This window comes from Nannocystis punicea (genome assembly GCF_026965555.1).
Taxonomy (GTDB): domain Bacteria; phylum Myxococcota_A; class Polyangia; order Nannocystales; family Nannocystaceae; genus Nannocystis; species Nannocystis punicea.
This window is the reverse complement of record NZ_CP114040.1, coordinates 10403361-10420299: the sequence shown is the minus strand read 5'-3', so window position 1 is coordinate 10420299 and position 16939 is coordinate 10403361. Positions and strand designations below refer to the sequence as shown.

Below are 16939 nucleotides of genomic sequence, written 5' to 3'. Positions count from 1 at the left end.
CCTGTCCTCGCGGACAGGCCCGAGCGGGCGAGGCCGATGACCCGGGCGGCGACGCGAATGTCCCGGAGGACAGGTTCGGACGCCGGTCCGGGTCTCCGCCCGATCACCCGCGATGGCCCTTCGGACATGCTCTTCGAGTCATGTCCGTGAGCACCTGCGCTCAGAAGTTGGCGTTGTCGGCGGAGACGAGGGCGTTGATCTTGTCGCGGGCGGTGTCGCCGGCGGTCTTGCCGAGGGACACGGTCTCCTCGTAGTTGTCGTTCTTGCCGGTCTGCCACTCGTCGCTGGGGATGAAGTAGCCGAGGGCGTCGCCGGTGTTGCCGAGGATCATCTTGTGCGGGGTCTTCATGACCTCCTTGATCGCCAGGCCGTTGCGGGTCAGCGACTCGCCGGGGAAGGCCACGGCCTGGACCTGGGTGCCGAGGCGGAAGTAGGTGCTCTGGGTGGTGACGACCTGCGACAGGCCCATCGACTCGAAGTCGAACTGCAGGATGCCGAGCCCCGCGGCCAGCTGGAACAGGAGGTTGTCGACGCCCTGCTCCCACTCGGTGTGCGACCACACCAGCGAGCCCTCGACCGGCTCGGCGGTCTCGACCGCTTCGATGGCGATGTCGGCGAGCAGCTCGCCGTAGGCCTGGGCGCGGGCGAAGTCGTCGGGGTACTGGCCGTCGGGGACCTTGGGCGTGGCGTCGCCGAGAGCGCCGTTGAACAGGCTGGCGGGCGCGCCGAGGGCCGCCTCGATCTTCTGGACCGAGTAGCCGACGTAGTCGCACGAGATCTCCTTGTTGTCCTCGCCGAGGATCACCGGGTGGGCGGCGAAGTTGACGAGCGTGCCGATCCGCTCGCCCTCGAGGTCCTTGGCGTCGAGGATCGTCATGTCGTCGTCGGTGAAGCCCCAGCCGCGGCGGTTGTTGTTCGGCGCCTTGACGGTGGCGACGGCCAGAGTCGCCGGCACGCGGGCCTCCCACGCGGCGGCCATGCTCTGGGCGATCTCCTCGTTGATGAAGTCGCGGTAGTCGCCCGGCACGCCGCCCCACAGGCCCATGAGGTCGGGCGCAGAGTGGCTGTGGGTGGTGCCGACCAGGATCTGCCCCTCGTCGAGGCCGGTGAGCTCGGCGACCTTCTGGCGGACGGCGCGGGTGTTCTGGTTGCCCATGCCGGGCAGGTCGACGATCGTCATGATCACGCCGCCGCCGTCGCCCTCGATGGCGAAGCTGCGGGCGAAGATGGAGTCGTGCACGCCCTGGGCCGGGCCGCGCGTGAACGGGGCCCCGTAGGCGCCCATGTAGACGTTCTGGTTCAGGTGCGCGTCGCTCGGCGAGACGTCGGCCGTGTGCACGCCGATGAGGAAGCCGTCGACCACGCCGCCGGTGGTGGTGTCCGGGTCGCCGGTGGTCGTGGTGGTGGTGTCGGGATCGCCGGTGGTCGTGGTGGTCGTCGTCGAGGTCGCGGGCGCGGTCGTCGTCTCGTCGCCGGTGGTGGTGGTGCCGGTGGCCGAGGTGGTGGTGGACGTCGAGGTGGTCGGGTCGACGCCGGTGCTGGTCGGTCCCGGGGTGTCGGTGGTACCGGTGGTGGTGCCGGGGCCGGTCGAGGTCGAATCGTCGGTGCCGCCGGTGCTGCCGCCCGGGTCGCTGCCGCCGCAGGCGAGGGAGAAGAGGAGCGGGACGATCAGCAGGCGAGGTGTCGACATAGGAGTGGACGGTGACCATAGCGGAAGGCCGCGGGCGCTCGCCAGGGGGCCGGGCTCACGCGCAGCGCGGGCACGGACGTGCGGACACGCGGGGCCGATCGATCACGTCCGCGAGCCGCGAGGTCGCAAGGCGCGGCCTCGCTTCGTGCAGCGGCTCACATGCCGGATGGCGGCGCTCCGCACCGTCGGTCGCGCGGCGGCCTTCGTCGCGGAGCGCGAGGCGAGTTCGTTACGTCGCCGGCAGGATCGACCTGCGACGCGATCGCGCGTTGCGGCCCGGTCCAGGCCTTTGAGCGTGAAAGGAAGCGTCGACGCCGGGGCGCTCGCTTGGTCGTGATCGGCGGTGCCTTCGTTCGGCGTGACGGTCCGATCGTGCGTGGCCGAACTCGAGCTTCGCAGTGATCGTCATGAGGATCGCAGGTCGCCGTCGAGGTCGGCCCAATTACAGGGCGCCCAGGGGGCGACTTCGCGGGTGATTGGCGGCGAATGTCGTGACTCGGCCCGGCGAGCGAATGCGCAGAAGCGGCGAAGCCGAGTTCGCGTCAGCGGTCGGCGCGGCGCCAGATCTCCACCTTGCCGACGCGGAGGCCGTGGTCGCGCACGTAGTGCTCGACGAGGAAGCGGCGCAGGGCCGGGAACTCGTGCTTGGGCGCAGTGCCGCCGATGGCGACGAAGGCCGGCGGGTCGGCGGCCAGGTCGCTCAGGAGTTGTTGCGCCCACGGGCCTTCGGTCAGCACCTGCGGCGCGCCGGCGGGGGTGCGCCAGGTGTCGTCGGGCGTGGTCGTCAGCAGGCCGAGCGTTTTATAAACGCGGCTGGCCGAGAGGCGGCCGCTGTAGGCGTGCACGCCCCACAGGTGCCAGCCCCACACCCAGATCTTGTCGTCGGGGCCGGTGCGTTCGCCGATCCACCGGCCGATCGTGCGGGCGCCCTCGTCGTGCGGGCGGGCGCGGTCGTCTCGCGTCAAACGCAGGGCCCAGGCGGCGCGGACGGTCAGCGCCAGGACCAGCGGGGCGACGAGGAAGCGCACCCGGCCGCGCCGCCACAGGGCGGGGGAGGTCGCGCCCCACGGCGCCGCCGCGAGCAGGCACAGCGGCGGGAGGACGCCGAGCCAGTAGCCCTTGTAAAAGCGCAGGCCGGTGGCGGCGGCGGCCACGGCGGCGGCCATCCACGCGAGCAGGAAGCGCATGGTCCCGGGGACGTGTGGGCTGGCCTTCGGGGCATGTCCCGAGGGACCGGCAGCCGAGGCGGGTGGTGGGGCCCCGAAGTCATGGGCGCTGTCCGCGGGGCCATGTTCTCGAGCGGAGGCGGCCGGCGCGGCGGGGCTGGCCGCGGGGACCGGTAAAACGGCCTTTGAGGCGGGTTCGCCGGCGGCGACGGCGTGGCTGGCCTCGGGGACATGTGATATGTCCTTCGAGGCATGCTCGCGAGCAGGGGCTGCCGGGGCGGAGGGGCTGGCCGCAGGGACATGTGATATGTCCTTCGGAGCATGTCCTCGGGGACGGGCGGCCAGGGCGAACGCGGCCAGCGCCAGCGGCAGGGCCAGGAAGTGCACCGCGGCCGCGACGAGCTCCCAGGCCGCCCGGGTCGGCGCGGTGGCGGTGGTGTTGCGGGCGATGTACTCGAAGCCCCACGGGTTCCACACGTAGCCGCCGAGCAGCGCGCCGAGTTGACCGCGGGCGAGGTAGTGGAGGGCGACGGGGAGGTGCGCGAGCAGGAAGCCGGCGAGCACGGCCAGGCCGGCCCGGACGTCGCGGCGCCCGGGCGGGCACAGGGCCCACAGCAGCACCGGCACCAGGACCACCCCCGAGGGCTGCTTGCACAGGGCGGCCAGGCCGCACATCACCCCGCTCAAGAGCCATGTCCGAAGAGACCTGCTCCGAAGGGCATGCCCCTCGCGCCAGGTCGCGGCCCAGGCCGCGCACAGCCCGGCGGCCACCGCCGGCAGCTGGGCCCAGGTGACGTAGTTGGCGTCCATGCTGTCGAGGTGGGCGTCGTGCAGGGCGTACAGCGCGGCGGCGACGACGGCCGCGCGCGCGCCCCACAGGCGCCAGGCGAGCGCGGCGAACACCACCAGCGAGGCGACCGCGACCAGGTTGGCGGCGATCTGGAAGGCGGCGATGTCCCGCCCCTCGGGCCCGGCGAGGACGGTCGCCAGGTAAAACGTGCCCGGGGCCTTGAGCTCGATCGCGTCGACGTAGGGCAGGCCGCCGGCGCGCAGGAGCATGGCCTCGTAGAGGATCCCGCCGACGTCGTGCGAGGCGAACCCGCCCTCGGTGAAGCCGGGCAGGCGGATCAGGCACGACAAGCCGGCGATCGCGGCGATGGCCAGCGCGGCTCCGATGTCGCGGCGGGCGAGCACGGGCGGCGATGATGCCCGAGTCGCAGGCGCGCCGGCCATTTGCGGCCACGCTGCCGATCGCGCGGAAACGCTCGGGTGCGTTCGCCGCGCCGTGGAGCCGCTGCGGGCGCCCTTGCGAGGCCTCCGGGCGGTCGAGGTGCAGCGGGTCGGCGACGAGCAAACGCCGCCGCGGCTTCGCGCGGCCAGGGTCCTGGGGGCAGGCAGGCGACGATCCGGCGCCGCCGCGGGCGCGCGTGCGCGAGGGTTGTATGCCTGCGCCGATCTGCTGCAATAAGGCGCATGCGCTCTCCCCTAAGACTTAAGCTCGCGCTCGGCCTGGTGGTCGTCCTGGCAGGTTGTCCGCCGCCGGTCGCCAACACGCCGACCACCGACAGCGACAGCGACAGCAGCGGTAGCACCACCGACGCACCGACGACCGGTGAGATGCCGACCAGCACCAGCGATCCGCCGACGCCGACGACCGGCGACGAGGAGGAGTTCGACGGCGTGATCGCCCCGGCGACGCGCACCTATCGGCCGCTCGACGGGCCGGAGATCGCGGCGGCGCGCGACCCTCTGCTCGACTACACGGAGATGGCGATCGTCGCGGTGGGCGCGACGTATTCGCCGATCTACGCCGAGGCCGAATCGCGGCTCGAGTTCGCGGGGGTGCCGGAGGCGGTCTATCAATTGCGCACGCGATTGCCGGGGTTGCCCGAGCTGCCGGGAGTGCCGGGGCCGCAGCAAGTGACGGTGAGCCAGGCGCGCCAGCTCGGCAATTACGCGGGGATCTTCGCCGGCCGGTCCGACGTCGCGTTCACCGACGACGTCGCCACGGCGGTGAGCGTGTCGGTCGGCGATATGCTGCCGCTCGGGCCGGAGGATCAGTTCGAGCTGTACTCGTACAACGCCGACGCGCTGCTGCTGGTGTTCCCCAACCTCGACCCGGAGGACATGTCGGGCTCGCCGCAGCTCGACGCGACGGAGATCGGCGAGTGGTCGATCGCGTGGCGACCGGACAGCGGACGCGTCGGCTGGCCGCTGGTCGACACCGGCGAGGGCGACGACTTCTGGCTCGGCCACCTGGCGGCGCGGCCGCTGGTGCCGGAGCCGATGGGCGCGGAGCTGCAGGACCCGTGGTCGTTCGCGCAGCAATACGTGCTGGCCGAGACTGCCAAGCTGTCGCTGTCGCCGATGGAGTCCGGGGCGACGACTGCAGTGACCGGCACTTTTAAAAAGATCGATAGCGAGTTCGTCAGCCTCGACCTGCGCGCGAGCGAGTTCATGGCCGAGCTGCAGGTCTACGACGCGGACCTCAAGTCGGTCGGCTGCTTCGTCGCCGCGGTGCTCGAGCCCGGCACGGAGCATCCCATCACCGGCATGACGCCGAACCTCGGCGGGATCAACGTGTACGGCCTCGACGCGCCGGTCGACCCGGGGTGCATGGGCCCGGACTGCGCGACGATGTTCGTCACCCCGGGTGACCGCGTGCTCGACCTCGAGGTCGGCGACCCGTATTCGGACGACGGCACGCAGACGCTGATCGTGCAGTGCTCGCGCTACGTGTTCGTCCCGGACCCCGGCGGCGGCGGGGTCTACGATTATCTGGGGTCCGACCTGATCGTGCAGGGGCGGCTCGAAGAGCTGGCGCTGGCGCCGATCGTGCCGAAGCTCGGCCTGGTGCGCGACCTGGCGGTCAACGGCGTCGAGGTGGCGCCCGATTCGTCGCTGTCCGGCGTCGGCGTCAACCCGACGATCAGCTTCTCCGCGCCGAAGTTCGGCGCGCCCGATGCCTACACGATCACGATCCGCACCATCGACGACATCGACGGCGTCGACGGTCCGGTCCTGCGCCGCTCACTCGGCAGCATCCGTACCGAATTCACGGAAGTGACGATCCCCGACGGCTACCTCGAGCCGGGCGGTCATTACTACATTCAGGTCACCGCCGAGCGCGGCCGCGGTCTGACCGAGGCGCACGCCGATTCACACGACATCTGGCTGTCGCGGGCGATGACGGGGGTGCTGTCGCCGTGAGCGTGGGAGTGACGTAGAACCCGACGACCGAGGCCCGTGCCCGCGCCCGCACGAGGGTCGCTCTTCGGATCTGCGAAGCCGAACCAGAGGTCGCGCGTGCGCGGAGGCGGGCGGGCGCGTACACTGGCGGGCCCGTGAGCCCGAAGGACCCGCTCTCGCTGTTTCACCCGCCGACGCGGCGGTGGTTCGCGGACGCGTTCGGGGCGCCGACGGCGGCGCAGGCGGCGGCGTGGCCGGAGATCGCGGCGGGGCGCTCGACGCTGCTGCTGGCGCCGACCGGCTCGGGCAAGACCCTGGCGGCGTTCCTGGCGGCGATCGACCGCCTGATGTTCGCGCCCGAGCCCCCGCCCGAGCGGCGCTGTCGCGTGATCTACGTGTCGCCGCTCAAGGCGCTGGCGGCCGACGTCGAGCGCAACCTGCAGCGGCCGCTGGCGGGCATCGCCGCGGTCGCGGAGGCGATGGGCGCGGAGTTCCGGCGGCCGACGATCGGGGTGCGCTCGGGCGACACGACCCAGGCCGAGCGCGGACAGCTGCGCCGCGCGCCGCCCGACATCTACATCACCACGCCGGAGTCGCTGTACCTGCTGCTGACCTCGAGCGCGCGCGAGGGGCTGCTCGCGGTCGAGTCGGTGATCGTCGACGAGATCCACGCGGTCGCGGCGACCAAGCGCGGGGCCCACCTGTTCCTCACGCTCGAGCGACTCGAGATGCTGCGCCGCCGCCACGACCCGGCCGCGCCGCCCCTGCAGCGGATCGGCCTGTCGGCCACGCAGCGGCCGCTCGAGGAGGTTGCGCGCCTGCTCGGGGGCGGGGCGACGGACGCGGCCGGCGAGTGGCAGCCGCGGCCGGTGACGATCGCTGCGCCGCCGGGGCGCAAGGCGTGGGAGCTGACGATCGAGGTGCCGGCCGAGGAGAGCGCCGAAGGACAGGCTCGAGAGGGAATGTCGGAAGGGACAGGGGTGAAGGGACATGCTCCCGAGGGCATGTCCGAGGGGACATCCGCGAAGAAAGGGGCGCGTTCCCCGGCGCGGGCGCGGCGCAAGGCGCCCGGCGCGGGCGGGCTGCAGGGCGGCGGGAAGTCGATCTGGCCGTCGATCGTGCCGCGCCTGGTCGAGCGGATCCGGGCCCACCGCTCGACGATGATCTTTTGTAACAACCGCCGCCTGGCGGAGCGGCTGGCGGCGGCCATCAACGACCACGCGCAGGCCGAGATCGCGCTGGCGCACCACGGGGCGGTGGCGCGCGACCGCCGGCAGATCATCGAGGCGCGGCTCAAGGCCGGGGAGCTGCCGGCGATCGTGGCGACGTCGTCGCTCGAGCTGGGGATCGATGTCGGGGCGGTGGAGCTGGTGATCCAGATCGAGTCGCCGCCGTCGGTGTCGGCGGGGATCCAGCGGATCGGCCGGGCGGGCCACCAGGTCGGGGCGGTGTCCCGCGGGGTGCTGGTGCCGAAGTTCCGCGGCGACCTGCTGGCGTGCGCGGCCGCGGCCCCGCGGATCGCCGCCGGCGAGGTCGAGCCGATCGCCTACCCGCGCAGCCCGCTCGACGTGCTGGCCCAGCAGGTGGTCGCCAGCGTGGCGATGGACGCGACCACGGTCGAGGCGCTGCACGCCGAGGTCCGCGGGGCGGCGCCGTTCGCCGACCTGTCCCGAGAGACATTGGAGGGAGTGCTCGACATGTTGTCCGGCCGCTACCCGTCCGACGAGTTCGCGGAGCTGAAGCCGCGCATCACCTGGGACCGCGACTCGGGCCGGCTCACCGCGCGCGCCGGCTCGCGCACCCTGGCGGTCGTCAGCGGCGGCACGATCCCCGACCGCGGGCTCTACGGGGTGTTCCTGCAGGGCGAGCCGGGCGCGACGATGCGGCGGGTCGGCGAGCTCGACGAGGAGATGGTGTTCGAGTCGCGCGTCGGCGAGGTGTTCCTGCTCGGGGCGTCGTCGTGGCGCATCGAGGAGATCACGCCCGACCGCGTGATCGTCAGCCCGGCGCCGGGGCAGCCGGGCAAGATGCCGTTCTGGCGCGGCGACGCGGCCGGCAGGCCGGCCGAGTTCGGGCGCGCGATCGGCCGGCTGGCGCGCGAGCTGGCGTCCGCGACCCCGGCGGCGGCCCGGCGCAAGCTGACCCGCGAGCACTTCCTCGACGAGAAGGCGACCGACGACCTGCTCGACTACGTGCAGGCGCAGCGCGCGGCGACCGGCGAGGTGCCGAGCGACGAGGCGATCGTGGTCGAGCGCTGGCGCGACGACGTCGGCGACTGGCGGGTGTGCGTGCTGTCGCCGTTCGGGGCCCGCGTGCACGCGCCGTGGGCCACCGCGGCGCTGGCCCGCCTGCGCGAGCAACGAGGCGAGCAGGTCGAGGGGCTGTGGTCGGACGACGGGATGGTGTTCCGCTTCCCCGACGCCGAGGCGGCGCCGGACATGTCGGCGCTGCTGCTGGCGCCGGAGGTGATCGAGGACCTGGTGGTGCAGCAGCTCGGGCAGACGGCTGTCTTTGCGGCCAGGTTCCGCGAGAACGCCGCGCGCGCGCTGCTGCTGCCGCGGCGGTTCCCCGGCCGGCGGGCGCCGCTGTGGGCCCAGCGCAAGCGGGCGGCCGACCTGCTGAGCGTGGCCGGGCGGTTCGGCTCGTTCCCGATCGTGCTCGAGACGTTCCGCGAGTGCCTGCGCGAGGTGTTCGACCTGCCGGCGCTGCGCGAGCTGCTGCGCCAGGTGCAGACCCGAGAGCTGCGGGTCGTGACGGTCGACAGCGAGCGGCCGTCGCCGTTCGCCGGCTCGCTGCTGTTCGGCTACGTCGGTAACTTCATGTACGAGGGCGACGCGCCGCTGGCGGAGCGCCGCGCCCAGGCGCTGGCGATCGACACCGGCCAGCTGCGCGCGCTGCTCGGCGAGTCGTCGCTGCGCGAGCTGCTCGACGCCGAGGCGATCGCGGAGGTCGAGCGCGGGCTGCAACGAATCACCCGGCCGGCGACGTCGGCCGACGCGCTGCACGACCTGCTGATCGCGCTCGGCGACCTGTCGCGCGCAGAGATCGCCGAGCGCTGCGCGCCGCCGGACGCGGCCGGCGAGTGGCTCGGCGAGCTGGTGGCGGCCCGGCGGGTCTTCTCGATCCATGACAAGATGGCCGAAGGGACAGGTCGATTCGCGGCGGTCGAGGACGCGGGCCGCCTCGAGGGGGCGCTCGGGGTGGCGCTGCCGAAGACGATCCCGCAGGCGCTGCGGGCGGCGGTCGCCGACCCGCTCGGCGACCTGGTCCGCCGCTACGCGCGCACGCACGGGCCGTTCACCGCGGCGGCGGTGGCGGCTCGGCTGAGCATCGGGACAGGTCCCATCGACCATGTCCTTAAAAACATGGCGGCGGAGGGGCGGGTGGTCGCCGGCGAGTTCACGCCGGGGGGCACCGGGGCGGAGTGGTGCGACGCGGAGGTGCTGCGGCAGATCAAGCGGCGCAGCCTGGCGCGCTTGCGCAAGGCGGTCGAGCCGGCGCCGCAGGCGGCCTACGCCCGCTTCCTGAGCCGCTGGCAGCACCTGCAGCCGCGCCTGCACGGGCGCGACGCGCTGCTGCAGGTCGTGGGGCAGCTGCAAGGGGCGCCGCTGCTGGCGTCGGCGCTCGAGACGGAGATCTTGCCGGCCCGCCTGGTCGACTACCGCGCCGGCGACCTCGACGGGCTGTGCGCCGCGGGGGAGGTCGGCTGGCTCGGGGTGGCGGCGGTCGGCTCGAGCGACGGCCGGATCGCCCTGTACCTGGCGGACCAATTGGACATGCTCCGAAGGCCAGGTTCGGAGGTGCCCGGCGAGCTGCCGGCGAAGATCCGCGCGGCGCTGCGCGAGCGCGGGGCGCTGTTCTTCAGCGACCTGGCGCCGCTGGTCGGCGGCTTCGAGCCCGACCTGCTGCAGGCGCTGTGGGACATGGTCTGGGCCGGCGAGGTCAGCAACGACACCCTGGTGGCGCTGCGCAAGCTGGTGTTCGGCTCGGCCAGCGACCGCCGCCGCGGCGCGCCGCCGCCGAGCCCGTTCCGCGCGCGCAGGCTGGGCCCGCCGGGCTCGGAGGGCCGCTGGTCGCTGGTCTGGCCGCCGCGACATGTTTTAAGGGATATGCCCGATGGGGCAGATAGTTTGAACGCGCTCGAGACGCGGCGGCGGCACGCGCTCGCGCAGGCGCTGCTCGAGCGGCACGGGATCGTGACCCGTGAGGCGGTCCAGGCCGAGGAGATCGCCGGCGGGTTCTCGGCGGTCTACGAGGTGCTGAAGGCGATGGAGGAGGCGGGCAGGGTCCGCCGCGGCTACTTCGTCGACGGGCTGGGGGCGGCGCAATTCGCAGTACCTGGCGCAGAGGACAGGTTGCGAGCGCTGCGCGAGCCGCCGGCCGAGGCCGAGGCGGTGGTGCTGGCAAGCACAGACCCGGCCAACCCGTACGGGGCGGCGCTGCCGTGGCCGGAGCACGCAGGCACGCGGGTCGGGCGCGCGGCCGGGACGTCGGTGGTGCTGGTCGACGGGATGCTGGCCGCCCACGTCGGCAAGGAGGCCCGCAGCGTGGTGATGTTCGCGCCCGCCGACGAACCCGAGCGCTCGCGCGTGGCCGAGGCGGCCGCTCGCGCGCTGACGGGGCTGCTGTCGCCGGTCCGGCGGACCTTGCTCATCGGCCAGGTCGACGGGGTGCCGGCGCAGGACTCGCCGTGGCTGCCGCTGTTCGAGCGCGCCGGGTTCGCGGCGACGAGCCAGGGGCTGTTCGCGCGCTGGTCGGGCGGCGAGGGCTGAGAGTCGGCAGCGGTCCCTGAGACATGGATGACGCGCAGCGATGAACGCCTCGACCCGGCATGAGCGGCGAAGAAGGTCGCCCCTCCAGGCGTCGGGACCCACGTAGAGGAGCGGGGCGCGGGCGGTCTGCTGGCGGCGAGGCGCGTCCGTGCGAATGGAAGATCGACGCGTCACGAGCTGGCTGGCCGGGGGCGCTGTCGGCCGTTGCCGGGGTGATCGCGGCGTGTCAGACTGCTGCGATCGATGTTCGATGCGGCCGTTCCGGCGCGCAGCGGTCATCGAATGGCTATTGTCTTGAAAGAGGTGGTGCGATGGCGAAGAAGGACGATTGTTACTGCCCCGATCCGTCGGAGCTGCGCGTGTTCCGGCTCACCGCCGAAATGGGGGATCACTTGAGCTACACGGTGCCGGCGGGGAAGGTGCTGGTCATCAATGCGTGGATGACCGGCATCATGAACTCGAACCTCGGCTACAAGATCCTGCGCAACGACGAGGTCGTGGCCGAGCGCTCGCAGTACATGTCGCCGACGGACGCGGTCACGCAGGTGTTCCCCACCGGGATCGCGTTCTTCGCGGGGGACACGTTCACCCTCGAGTCGTATCCCAGCAAGCCGACGTTCGCCTACGGGTACGAGCGCGACGCGTGAGGCGGTGATTCATCACAGTGCGAGCCGCCGGCGTCGTTCCAGCCGAGGAGCGGGCCATCGCGGGGATGTGCCAGAGTACGCGCGGCGGCGCCGACGTCGAGCGGGACACCGCGCTTTTACTCGTCCGCGAGGATGCGCTCGAGGTCGTCTTCCGGGCTCAACGGGGCTCATCTGTGGGCGGCGGTTCGGGCAGGAACAGGCGAGCGACCGGCAGCTCGATCGCCTCGAACGGGGCGATGCGGGCGTGGGCGGTCTCGTCGTACACCCCGATGGTCTTCCACTGGCCGCCGTCGAGCGCGTAGGCTTCGAGCAGGCGGGCGACGGGGTCGAGGAGCCAGTAGTGCGGGACGCCGTGCCGGGCGTAGAGCAGGGACTTGTGCAGCCGGTCCCGCTTGGTCGAGGAGGGCGAGAGGATCTCGCAGATCCAGTCGGGGATGACGTCGATGGGAAGCCGCTGCTGGTCGCCCGCGAGACGCTGTCGGCGCCAGCCGACGACGTCGGGTCTCACGATGTCGTGGGCGGTGAATCGGACGTCGATGTCGACGACGATGTACCAGTCGCCAGGCCCTTGGTCGTCATCGTCGAAGAAGCCGCCCAGATAGCGACTCATGCGGACCTGAGCCCTCTGGTGGCCGAAGGTCGGGCTCGGCTGAGTGACGAGCTCGCCGCCGAGGACCTCGGCCCTGACGTCCTCCGGCAGCGCGACGAGGTCGGCGTAGGTGGCGAGCTTCGTGGCGGCGGTCACGAAGTGAGGATACCACGGGTGTCGCGGGCGTGTTCTGCGGGCGCGTGGCGATACACTCGCGCGGCGGCATGAGCGAGCAGGACAGGGTGATCGTGATCGGCTCGGGGCTCGGTGGGCTGGCGGCGGCGATCCGGCTGCGCGCGCGCGGGCACGAGGTCCTGGTGCTCGAGGCGATGGATCAGCCCGGCGGGCGGGCGGCGGTGTTCGAGCAGGACGGGTTCTCGTTCGACGCCGGGCCGACGGTGGTCACCGCGAGCCATCTGTTCGACGAGCTGTTCGCGCTGGTCGGGCGCGAGCGGCGGGACTACGTGCAATTCGTGCCGGTCGATCCGTTCTATCGCGTGCTGTTCCCCGACGGCTCGCGCTTCGACTACGTCGGCGACGAGGCGCGGATCCTGGCGCAGATCGAGCAATTCTCGCCGCGCGACGTCGACGGCTATCGCCGCCTGGCGGCGCAGGCGCGCGAGATCTTCGACATCGGCTACACCGAGCTGGTCGACCGACCCTTCGATCGCTTCACCGACATGCTGAAGATCGTGCCCGATCTGGCGCGGCTCGGCTGCTGGCGCTCGATGTACGAGTGGGTCAGCCGGTCGATCGCCGACGAGCGGCTGCGCCAGGTCTTCACGTTCCAGCCGCTGCTGATCGGCGGCAACCCGTTCCGCGCCCCGGCGATCTACGCGCTCATTCACTGGCTCGAGCGCAAGTGGGGCGTCGAGTTCGCGCTCGGCGGGACGACCGCGATCGTCCAGGCGATGGTGCGCCTGCTCGGCGAGCTCGGGGTCGAGGTGCGGGTGAACGCGCCGGTGACGGAGATCGAGGTCGAGGGCGGGCGCGCGACGGCGGTGCGCACGGCGGCGGGCGAGCGGCTGGAGTGCGCGGCGGTGGTCAGCAACGCCGACCCGGCGACGGTGTACACGAAGCTGGTGGCGCGGCGGCACCGCCGGTGGAACAGCGACTTCTTGATAAGCCGCAAGAAGCTGTCGATGGGGCTGTTCGTCGGCTACTTCGGGGCCGACCGCACCTGGCCCGAGCTGGCGCACCACACGATCATCCTCGGGCCGAGGTACCGCGAATTGCTCGAGGACATCTTCGAGCGCAAGGTGCTGGCGGACGACTTCTCGCTGTACCTGCACGCGCCGACGCGGACCGACCCGAACCTGGCGCCGCCCGGCTGTGAGGCGTTCTACGTGCTGTCGCCGGTGCCCAACACCCAGGCCGAGGGGCTCGACTGGGACCGGCTCGGCGAGGCCTACTTCGCCAAGATCGTCGACTTCCTGAGCGAGCAGCACGTGCCGGGCCTGCGCGAGCACATCGTCACCCGCAAGCACGTGACGCCGCGTTACTTCGAGACGACGCTGCGCTCGTACGGCGGGGCGGCCTTCGGCCCCGAGCCCCGGCTGACTCAGTCGGCCTACTTCCGCTACCACAACACCTCGGAGGACGTGCGCGGGCTGTACTTCGTCGGCGCCGGCACCCACCCGGGGGCGGGCATGCCGGGGGTGCTGTGCTCGGCCAAGGTGCTCGAGCGGGTGATGCCGGGGCCAGGTCGCAAGGGACATGTCTCTTTAAAAAACATGCGAGGAGCGGGCCGGTGAGCTACGACCGCACCCGGGTGGTGGCCGAGAGTCGGGCGACGCTGGCCCGCCACGCGCGCACGTTCGACCTGGCGGGTTGGTTCCTGCCGGCGGAGCGGCTCGACGAGGCGGCGGTGGTGTACGCGTTCTGCCGGCTGGTCGACGACGCGGTCGACCTGGCGCAGGCGCCGGGCGAGGGGCTGGCGGCGATCGAGGCGATCGAGGCCGAGCTGGCGGGCGCCGCGGAGGCGCGGCCGCTGGTCGCGTGCTACCGCGATCTGCTGAGCGGCTGGGGCGTGCCGCTGCGCGTGGCCCACGAGCTGATCGCGGGCGTGCGCGCCGACGCCGGGCCGGTGGCGCTGCCCGACGACGCGGCGCTGCTGCGCTACTGCTATCAGGTCGCGGGGACGGTGGGGCTGATGATGTGCGGGGTGATCGGCGCCCGCGAGCCGCTGGCCGCCCCGTTCGCGCTCGACCTCGGGATCGCCATGCAGCTGACCAACATCGCCCGCGACGTCGCCGAGGACGCCGGGCTCGGGCGGGTCTACCTGCCGGAGACGCGGCTCGACTTCGCGGGCACGAGCGCCGAGGCGCTGCTGGCCGGGACCGCCGGGCGCGAGGCGGTGGCCACGGTCGTGCTCGACGTGCTGGCGCTCGCCGAGCGCTACTACGCCAGCGCCGACGCGGGGATGCGGTTCATCCCGTGGCGCACGCGGCTGGCGATCGTGGTGGCGAGCCGGGTCTACCGCGCGATCGGCCTGCGCCTGCGCCGGCGCGGCGGCGACGCGCTGGCGGGGCGCACCGTGGTGCCGGCGCTGGAGAAGGCGCTGTGGACGGGGGCCGCGCTGCTGGCGTTCGTCCGCGGGGCGATCCGCCCGCGCCGCGCGGCCCACGAGCCGGCGCTGCACCGCTTGATCGCCGACCTGCCGGGCGCCGACGCCGGGGTGCGTCGGGGCGCGCGGGTGACTCGCGGCGGGCGCGTGCTCGAGCTGGTCCGCGAGGTCTTTTGATGACAATCGAGGCGCCTGGCCGAGAGGGCATGTCGCGAGGGACCGGTGACAAAAGACATGACAAAAGAGACATGTCTTGACGTTCATGTGACGAACGAGCGGAGGGGCGACGATGGCCAGTGAAGGAGCGATCGCCGGGGTCGTGTTCGACCTCGACGGGACGCTGTACGACAAGCGGCCGGTCGAGCGGTGGGTGCTGTCGCGGATGTTGCCGGCGCTGCCGCGGCTGCTCCGGTACACGAAGGTGCGGACCGGGCTGGCCGGGGTCGATTTCGACGACGCCGGGGCGCTGGCGCGCGAGACGCTGCAGCGGCTGGCGAGCGACGCGCGCGGGCAGGAGACCTGGCGCCGGTGGATCGCCGAGCGCTACGAGCCGCAGGTGCTGCGGGGGGTCGAGCGGGCCGGGCGGGCCTACCCGGGGGCCGCCCAGCTGCTGCTGCGGCTGCGCGCCGGCGGCCTGCGGCTCGGGCTCGTCAGCGACTACCGCGGCGCCCACGACCGCCTGCGCGCGCTCGGCATCGACCCGGCGCTGTTCCACTTCTCGCTGGTGACCGAGGAGCACGGGGCGATGAAGCCGGCGGCGCGCATGGCGGCGCGGACCCTGGCCGGCATGGGGCTGCCCGGCGAGCGCATGGTCATGGTCGGCGACCGTGCGTTCGCCGATCAGCGGTTCGCCGAGACCTGCGGCATGCGCTTCCTCGGCGTGCTGGCCGGCGGCGACCCGCCCGACCCGACGTGGACGCCGTGGCCGGGGGTGCGCGCGCGGCTTTCCGCGCTGCTGCGCTGAGGGTATGTTCCGGTCATGCGAACAGCCGTGATCGCCGCGATCGCCGGGGCCCTGGTCGGGTGCGGCAAGCCGGCCGCCCCGCCCGCGGGACATGACGCGAAGAACATGCCCGAGACTACAGGTCCCAAAGGACATGACCACGAGGCCAGCAAGGAGCGGGCCTACCACGCGCAGGAGCACGAGGAGGAGGCGCTGGCCTACTCCGACCACCGCGGGCGCGGGCACCACAAGCACCACCGCTTCGACAACGCGGCCGAGTGGACGGCCCAGTTCGACAGCCCGGACCGCGCGGCCTGGCAGAAGCCGGACGAGGTGGTGGCGGCGCTGAAGCTGACGCCGGCGATGACGGTCGCCGACCTCGGCGCCGGCACCGGGTACTTCACGGTGCGGCTGGCGAAGGCGGTGCCGCAGGGCCGGGTGATCGCCAACGACCTCGAGCCCGACATGGTGAAGTGGATCGGCGAGCGCGCGACCAAGGAGGGCCTCGCCAACGTGACCACGGTCGAGGGCGCCAGCGCCGATCCGAAGCTGCCCGAGGGCCTCGACGTGGCGCTGATGGTCGACACCTACCACCACATCGAGGAGCCCTCGCGCTTCTTCGGCAAGGTCCGCGACGCGCTGAAGCCGGGCGGGCTGTTGGTGGTCGTCGATTTCAAGAAAGACGCGCCGGACGACGCACCGGGGCCGCCGGCGGCGATGCGCGTCGACGACGCGATCGTGGCGGCTCACCTGCAGAAGCTCGGGTTGTCCCACGAGCGCACCGACCGCGAGCTGCTCCCGTACCAGTACCTGGTGTTCATGCGCAAGCCGGGCTAGCGCCGCGATCGGGGCATTGTCGCAGCGAGAGGCCGGCGCGAAAGGTTTGGGTCACCGCGCAGAGTCTGCTAGCCTGCGAGTCATGACGCGTGCGTGGCTGCTCGGCTTGTCGTTGTTGTCTGCTTGCGGGCCGGAGTTCGAGCCGCGCGACGGGCGGTGGGAGTTCGCGGTCGGCGAGATCTTCGACGACGGCTGCGGGACGATCTCCGACATGCTGTCGGTCGACTTCGCGCTGAAGGCCAACGGCGACGGGACCTTCACCATCACGCCGGACGAGGCCAACGGGGCGATCCCGTGCGAGCTGTCGGGCAAGGAGTTCGAGTGCCCGCAGCACGTGCTGCGGGCGAAGCTGTCCGGCGCGACGGTCGACGTGACCCTGACCGAGGTGGGCAGCTTCACCTCGGAGACGGAGGGCAGCGGGCGACGCGACGCGCGGGCGACCTGCAGCGGGACGCAGTGCTCGCTGGTATCCGCGGTGACGAAGGTGCAGTTCCCGTGCACGGCGGCGCTCGAGTTCATGGTGGCGCACGCGGAGTGATG

General features: G+C 72.5%; 11 protein-coding genes. 8 read left to right on the top strand and 3 right to left on the bottom strand.

All coding sequences use genetic code 11. The features are described from left to right. Window positions 1-160: 160 nt before the first annotated feature. Window positions 161-1690 (bottom strand): hypothetical protein, encoded by a 1530-nt coding sequence (locus O0S08_RS39930; protein ID WP_269034738.1) that lies wholly within the window; start codon window positions 1688-1690, stop codon window positions 161-163. Between the two features lie 542 nt (window positions 1691-2232). Next, window positions 2233-4050 (bottom strand): glycosyltransferase family 39 protein, encoded by a 1818-nt coding sequence (locus O0S08_RS39925; protein WP_269034737.1) that lies wholly within the window; start codon window positions 4048-4050, stop codon window positions 2233-2235. Window positions 4051-4329: 279 nt separating this feature from the next. Here O0S08_RS39925 and O0S08_RS39920 point away from each other — a divergent pair, with 279 nt between their 5' ends. The 3 genes from O0S08_RS39920 to O0S08_RS39910 all read left to right on the top strand — a co-directional run bounded on the left by O0S08_RS39920 (window position 4330) and on the right by O0S08_RS39910 (window position 11464). Beyond that, window positions 4330-6066, top strand: coding sequence for a hypothetical protein (locus tag O0S08_RS39920; protein WP_269034736.1), 1737 nt, complete (start codon window positions 4330-4332; stop codon window positions 6064-6066). A gap of 134 nt (window positions 6067-6200) precedes the next feature. Further along, window positions 6201-10817 (top strand): Lhr family helicase, encoded by a 4617-nt coding sequence (locus tag O0S08_RS39915; protein WP_269034735.1) that lies wholly within the window; start codon window positions 6201-6203, stop codon window positions 10815-10817. Window positions 10818-11128: 311 nt separating this feature from the next. After that, window positions 11129-11464, top strand: coding sequence for a hypothetical protein (locus O0S08_RS39910; RefSeq protein WP_269034734.1), 336 nt, complete (start codon window positions 11129-11131; stop codon window positions 11462-11464). Window positions 11465-11621: 157 nt separating this feature from the next. Here the strand turns inward: O0S08_RS39910 and O0S08_RS39905 are convergent, their stop codons facing one another. Further along, window positions 11622-12209, bottom strand: a complete 588-nt coding sequence (locus O0S08_RS39905; RefSeq protein ID WP_269034733.1) for a Uma2 family endonuclease — start codon at window positions 12207-12209, stop codon at window positions 11622-11624. 68 nt (window positions 12210-12277) lie between these two features. Here O0S08_RS39905 and O0S08_RS39900 point away from each other — a divergent pair, with 68 nt between their 5' ends. The 5 genes from O0S08_RS39900 (at window position 12278) to O0S08_RS39880 (ending at window position 16937) form a co-directional block, all read left to right on the top strand. Further along, complete coding sequence (locus O0S08_RS39900; protein WP_269034732.1) at window positions 12278-13807, top strand: phytoene desaturase; 1530 nt, start codon at window positions 12278-12280, stop codon at window positions 13805-13807. Continuing rightward, on the top strand, window positions 13804-14796 hold the full coding sequence (locus O0S08_RS39895) for a phytoene/squalene synthase family protein (RefSeq protein WP_269034731.1): 993 nt from the start codon (window positions 13804-13806) through the stop codon (window positions 14794-14796). Before O0S08_RS39900 ends, O0S08_RS39895 begins: the two co-directional genes overlap by 4 nt. 112 nt (window positions 14797-14908) lie before the next feature. Then, the gene (locus O0S08_RS39890; protein ID WP_269034730.1) at window positions 14909-15583 is read left to right on the top strand and encodes an HAD family hydrolase; all 675 of its coding nucleotides are present in this window, start codon (window positions 14909-14911) and stop codon (window positions 15581-15583) included. A gap of 15 nt (window positions 15584-15598) precedes the next feature. Next, the gene (locus O0S08_RS39885) at window positions 15599-16399 is read left to right on the top strand and encodes a class I SAM-dependent methyltransferase (protein ID WP_269034729.1); all 801 of its coding nucleotides are present in this window, start codon (window positions 15599-15601) and stop codon (window positions 16397-16399) included. Between the two features lie 82 nt (window positions 16400-16481). After that, the gene (locus O0S08_RS39880; RefSeq protein ID WP_269034728.1) at window positions 16482-16937 is read left to right on the top strand and encodes a hypothetical protein; all 456 of its coding nucleotides are present in this window, start codon (window positions 16482-16484) and stop codon (window positions 16935-16937) included. The last annotated feature ends 2 nt before the right edge of the window (window positions 16938-16939 follow it).

Excerpts from the sequence above, each read along its gene's own strand:
- O0S08_RS39930 (WP_269034738.1), bottom strand. The coding sequence starts at position 1,690 with ATGTCGACACCTCGCCTGCTGATCGTCCCGCTCCTCTTCTCCCTCGCC.
- O0S08_RS39920 (WP_269034736.1), top strand. The coding sequence starts at position 4,330 with ATGCGCTCTCCCCTAAGACTTAAGCTCGCGCTCGGCCTGGTGGTCGTC.
- O0S08_RS39910 (WP_269034734.1), top strand. The coding sequence starts at position 11,129 with ATGGCGAAGAAGGACGATTGTTACTGCCCCGATCCGTCGGAGCTGCGC.
- O0S08_RS39900 (WP_269034732.1), top strand. The coding sequence starts at position 12,278 with ATGAGCGAGCAGGACAGGGTGATCGTGATCGGCTCGGGGCTCGGTGGG.
- O0S08_RS39890 (WP_269034730.1), top strand. The coding sequence starts at position 14,909 with ATGGCCAGTGAAGGAGCGATCGCCGGGGTCGTGTTCGACCTCGACGGG.
- O0S08_RS39885 (WP_269034729.1), top strand. The coding sequence starts at position 15,599 with ATGCGAACAGCCGTGATCGCCGCGATCGCCGGGGCCCTGGTCGGGTGC.
- O0S08_RS39880 (WP_269034728.1), top strand. The coding sequence starts at position 16,482 with ATGACGCGTGCGTGGCTGCTCGGCTTGTCGTTGTTGTCTGCTTGCGGG.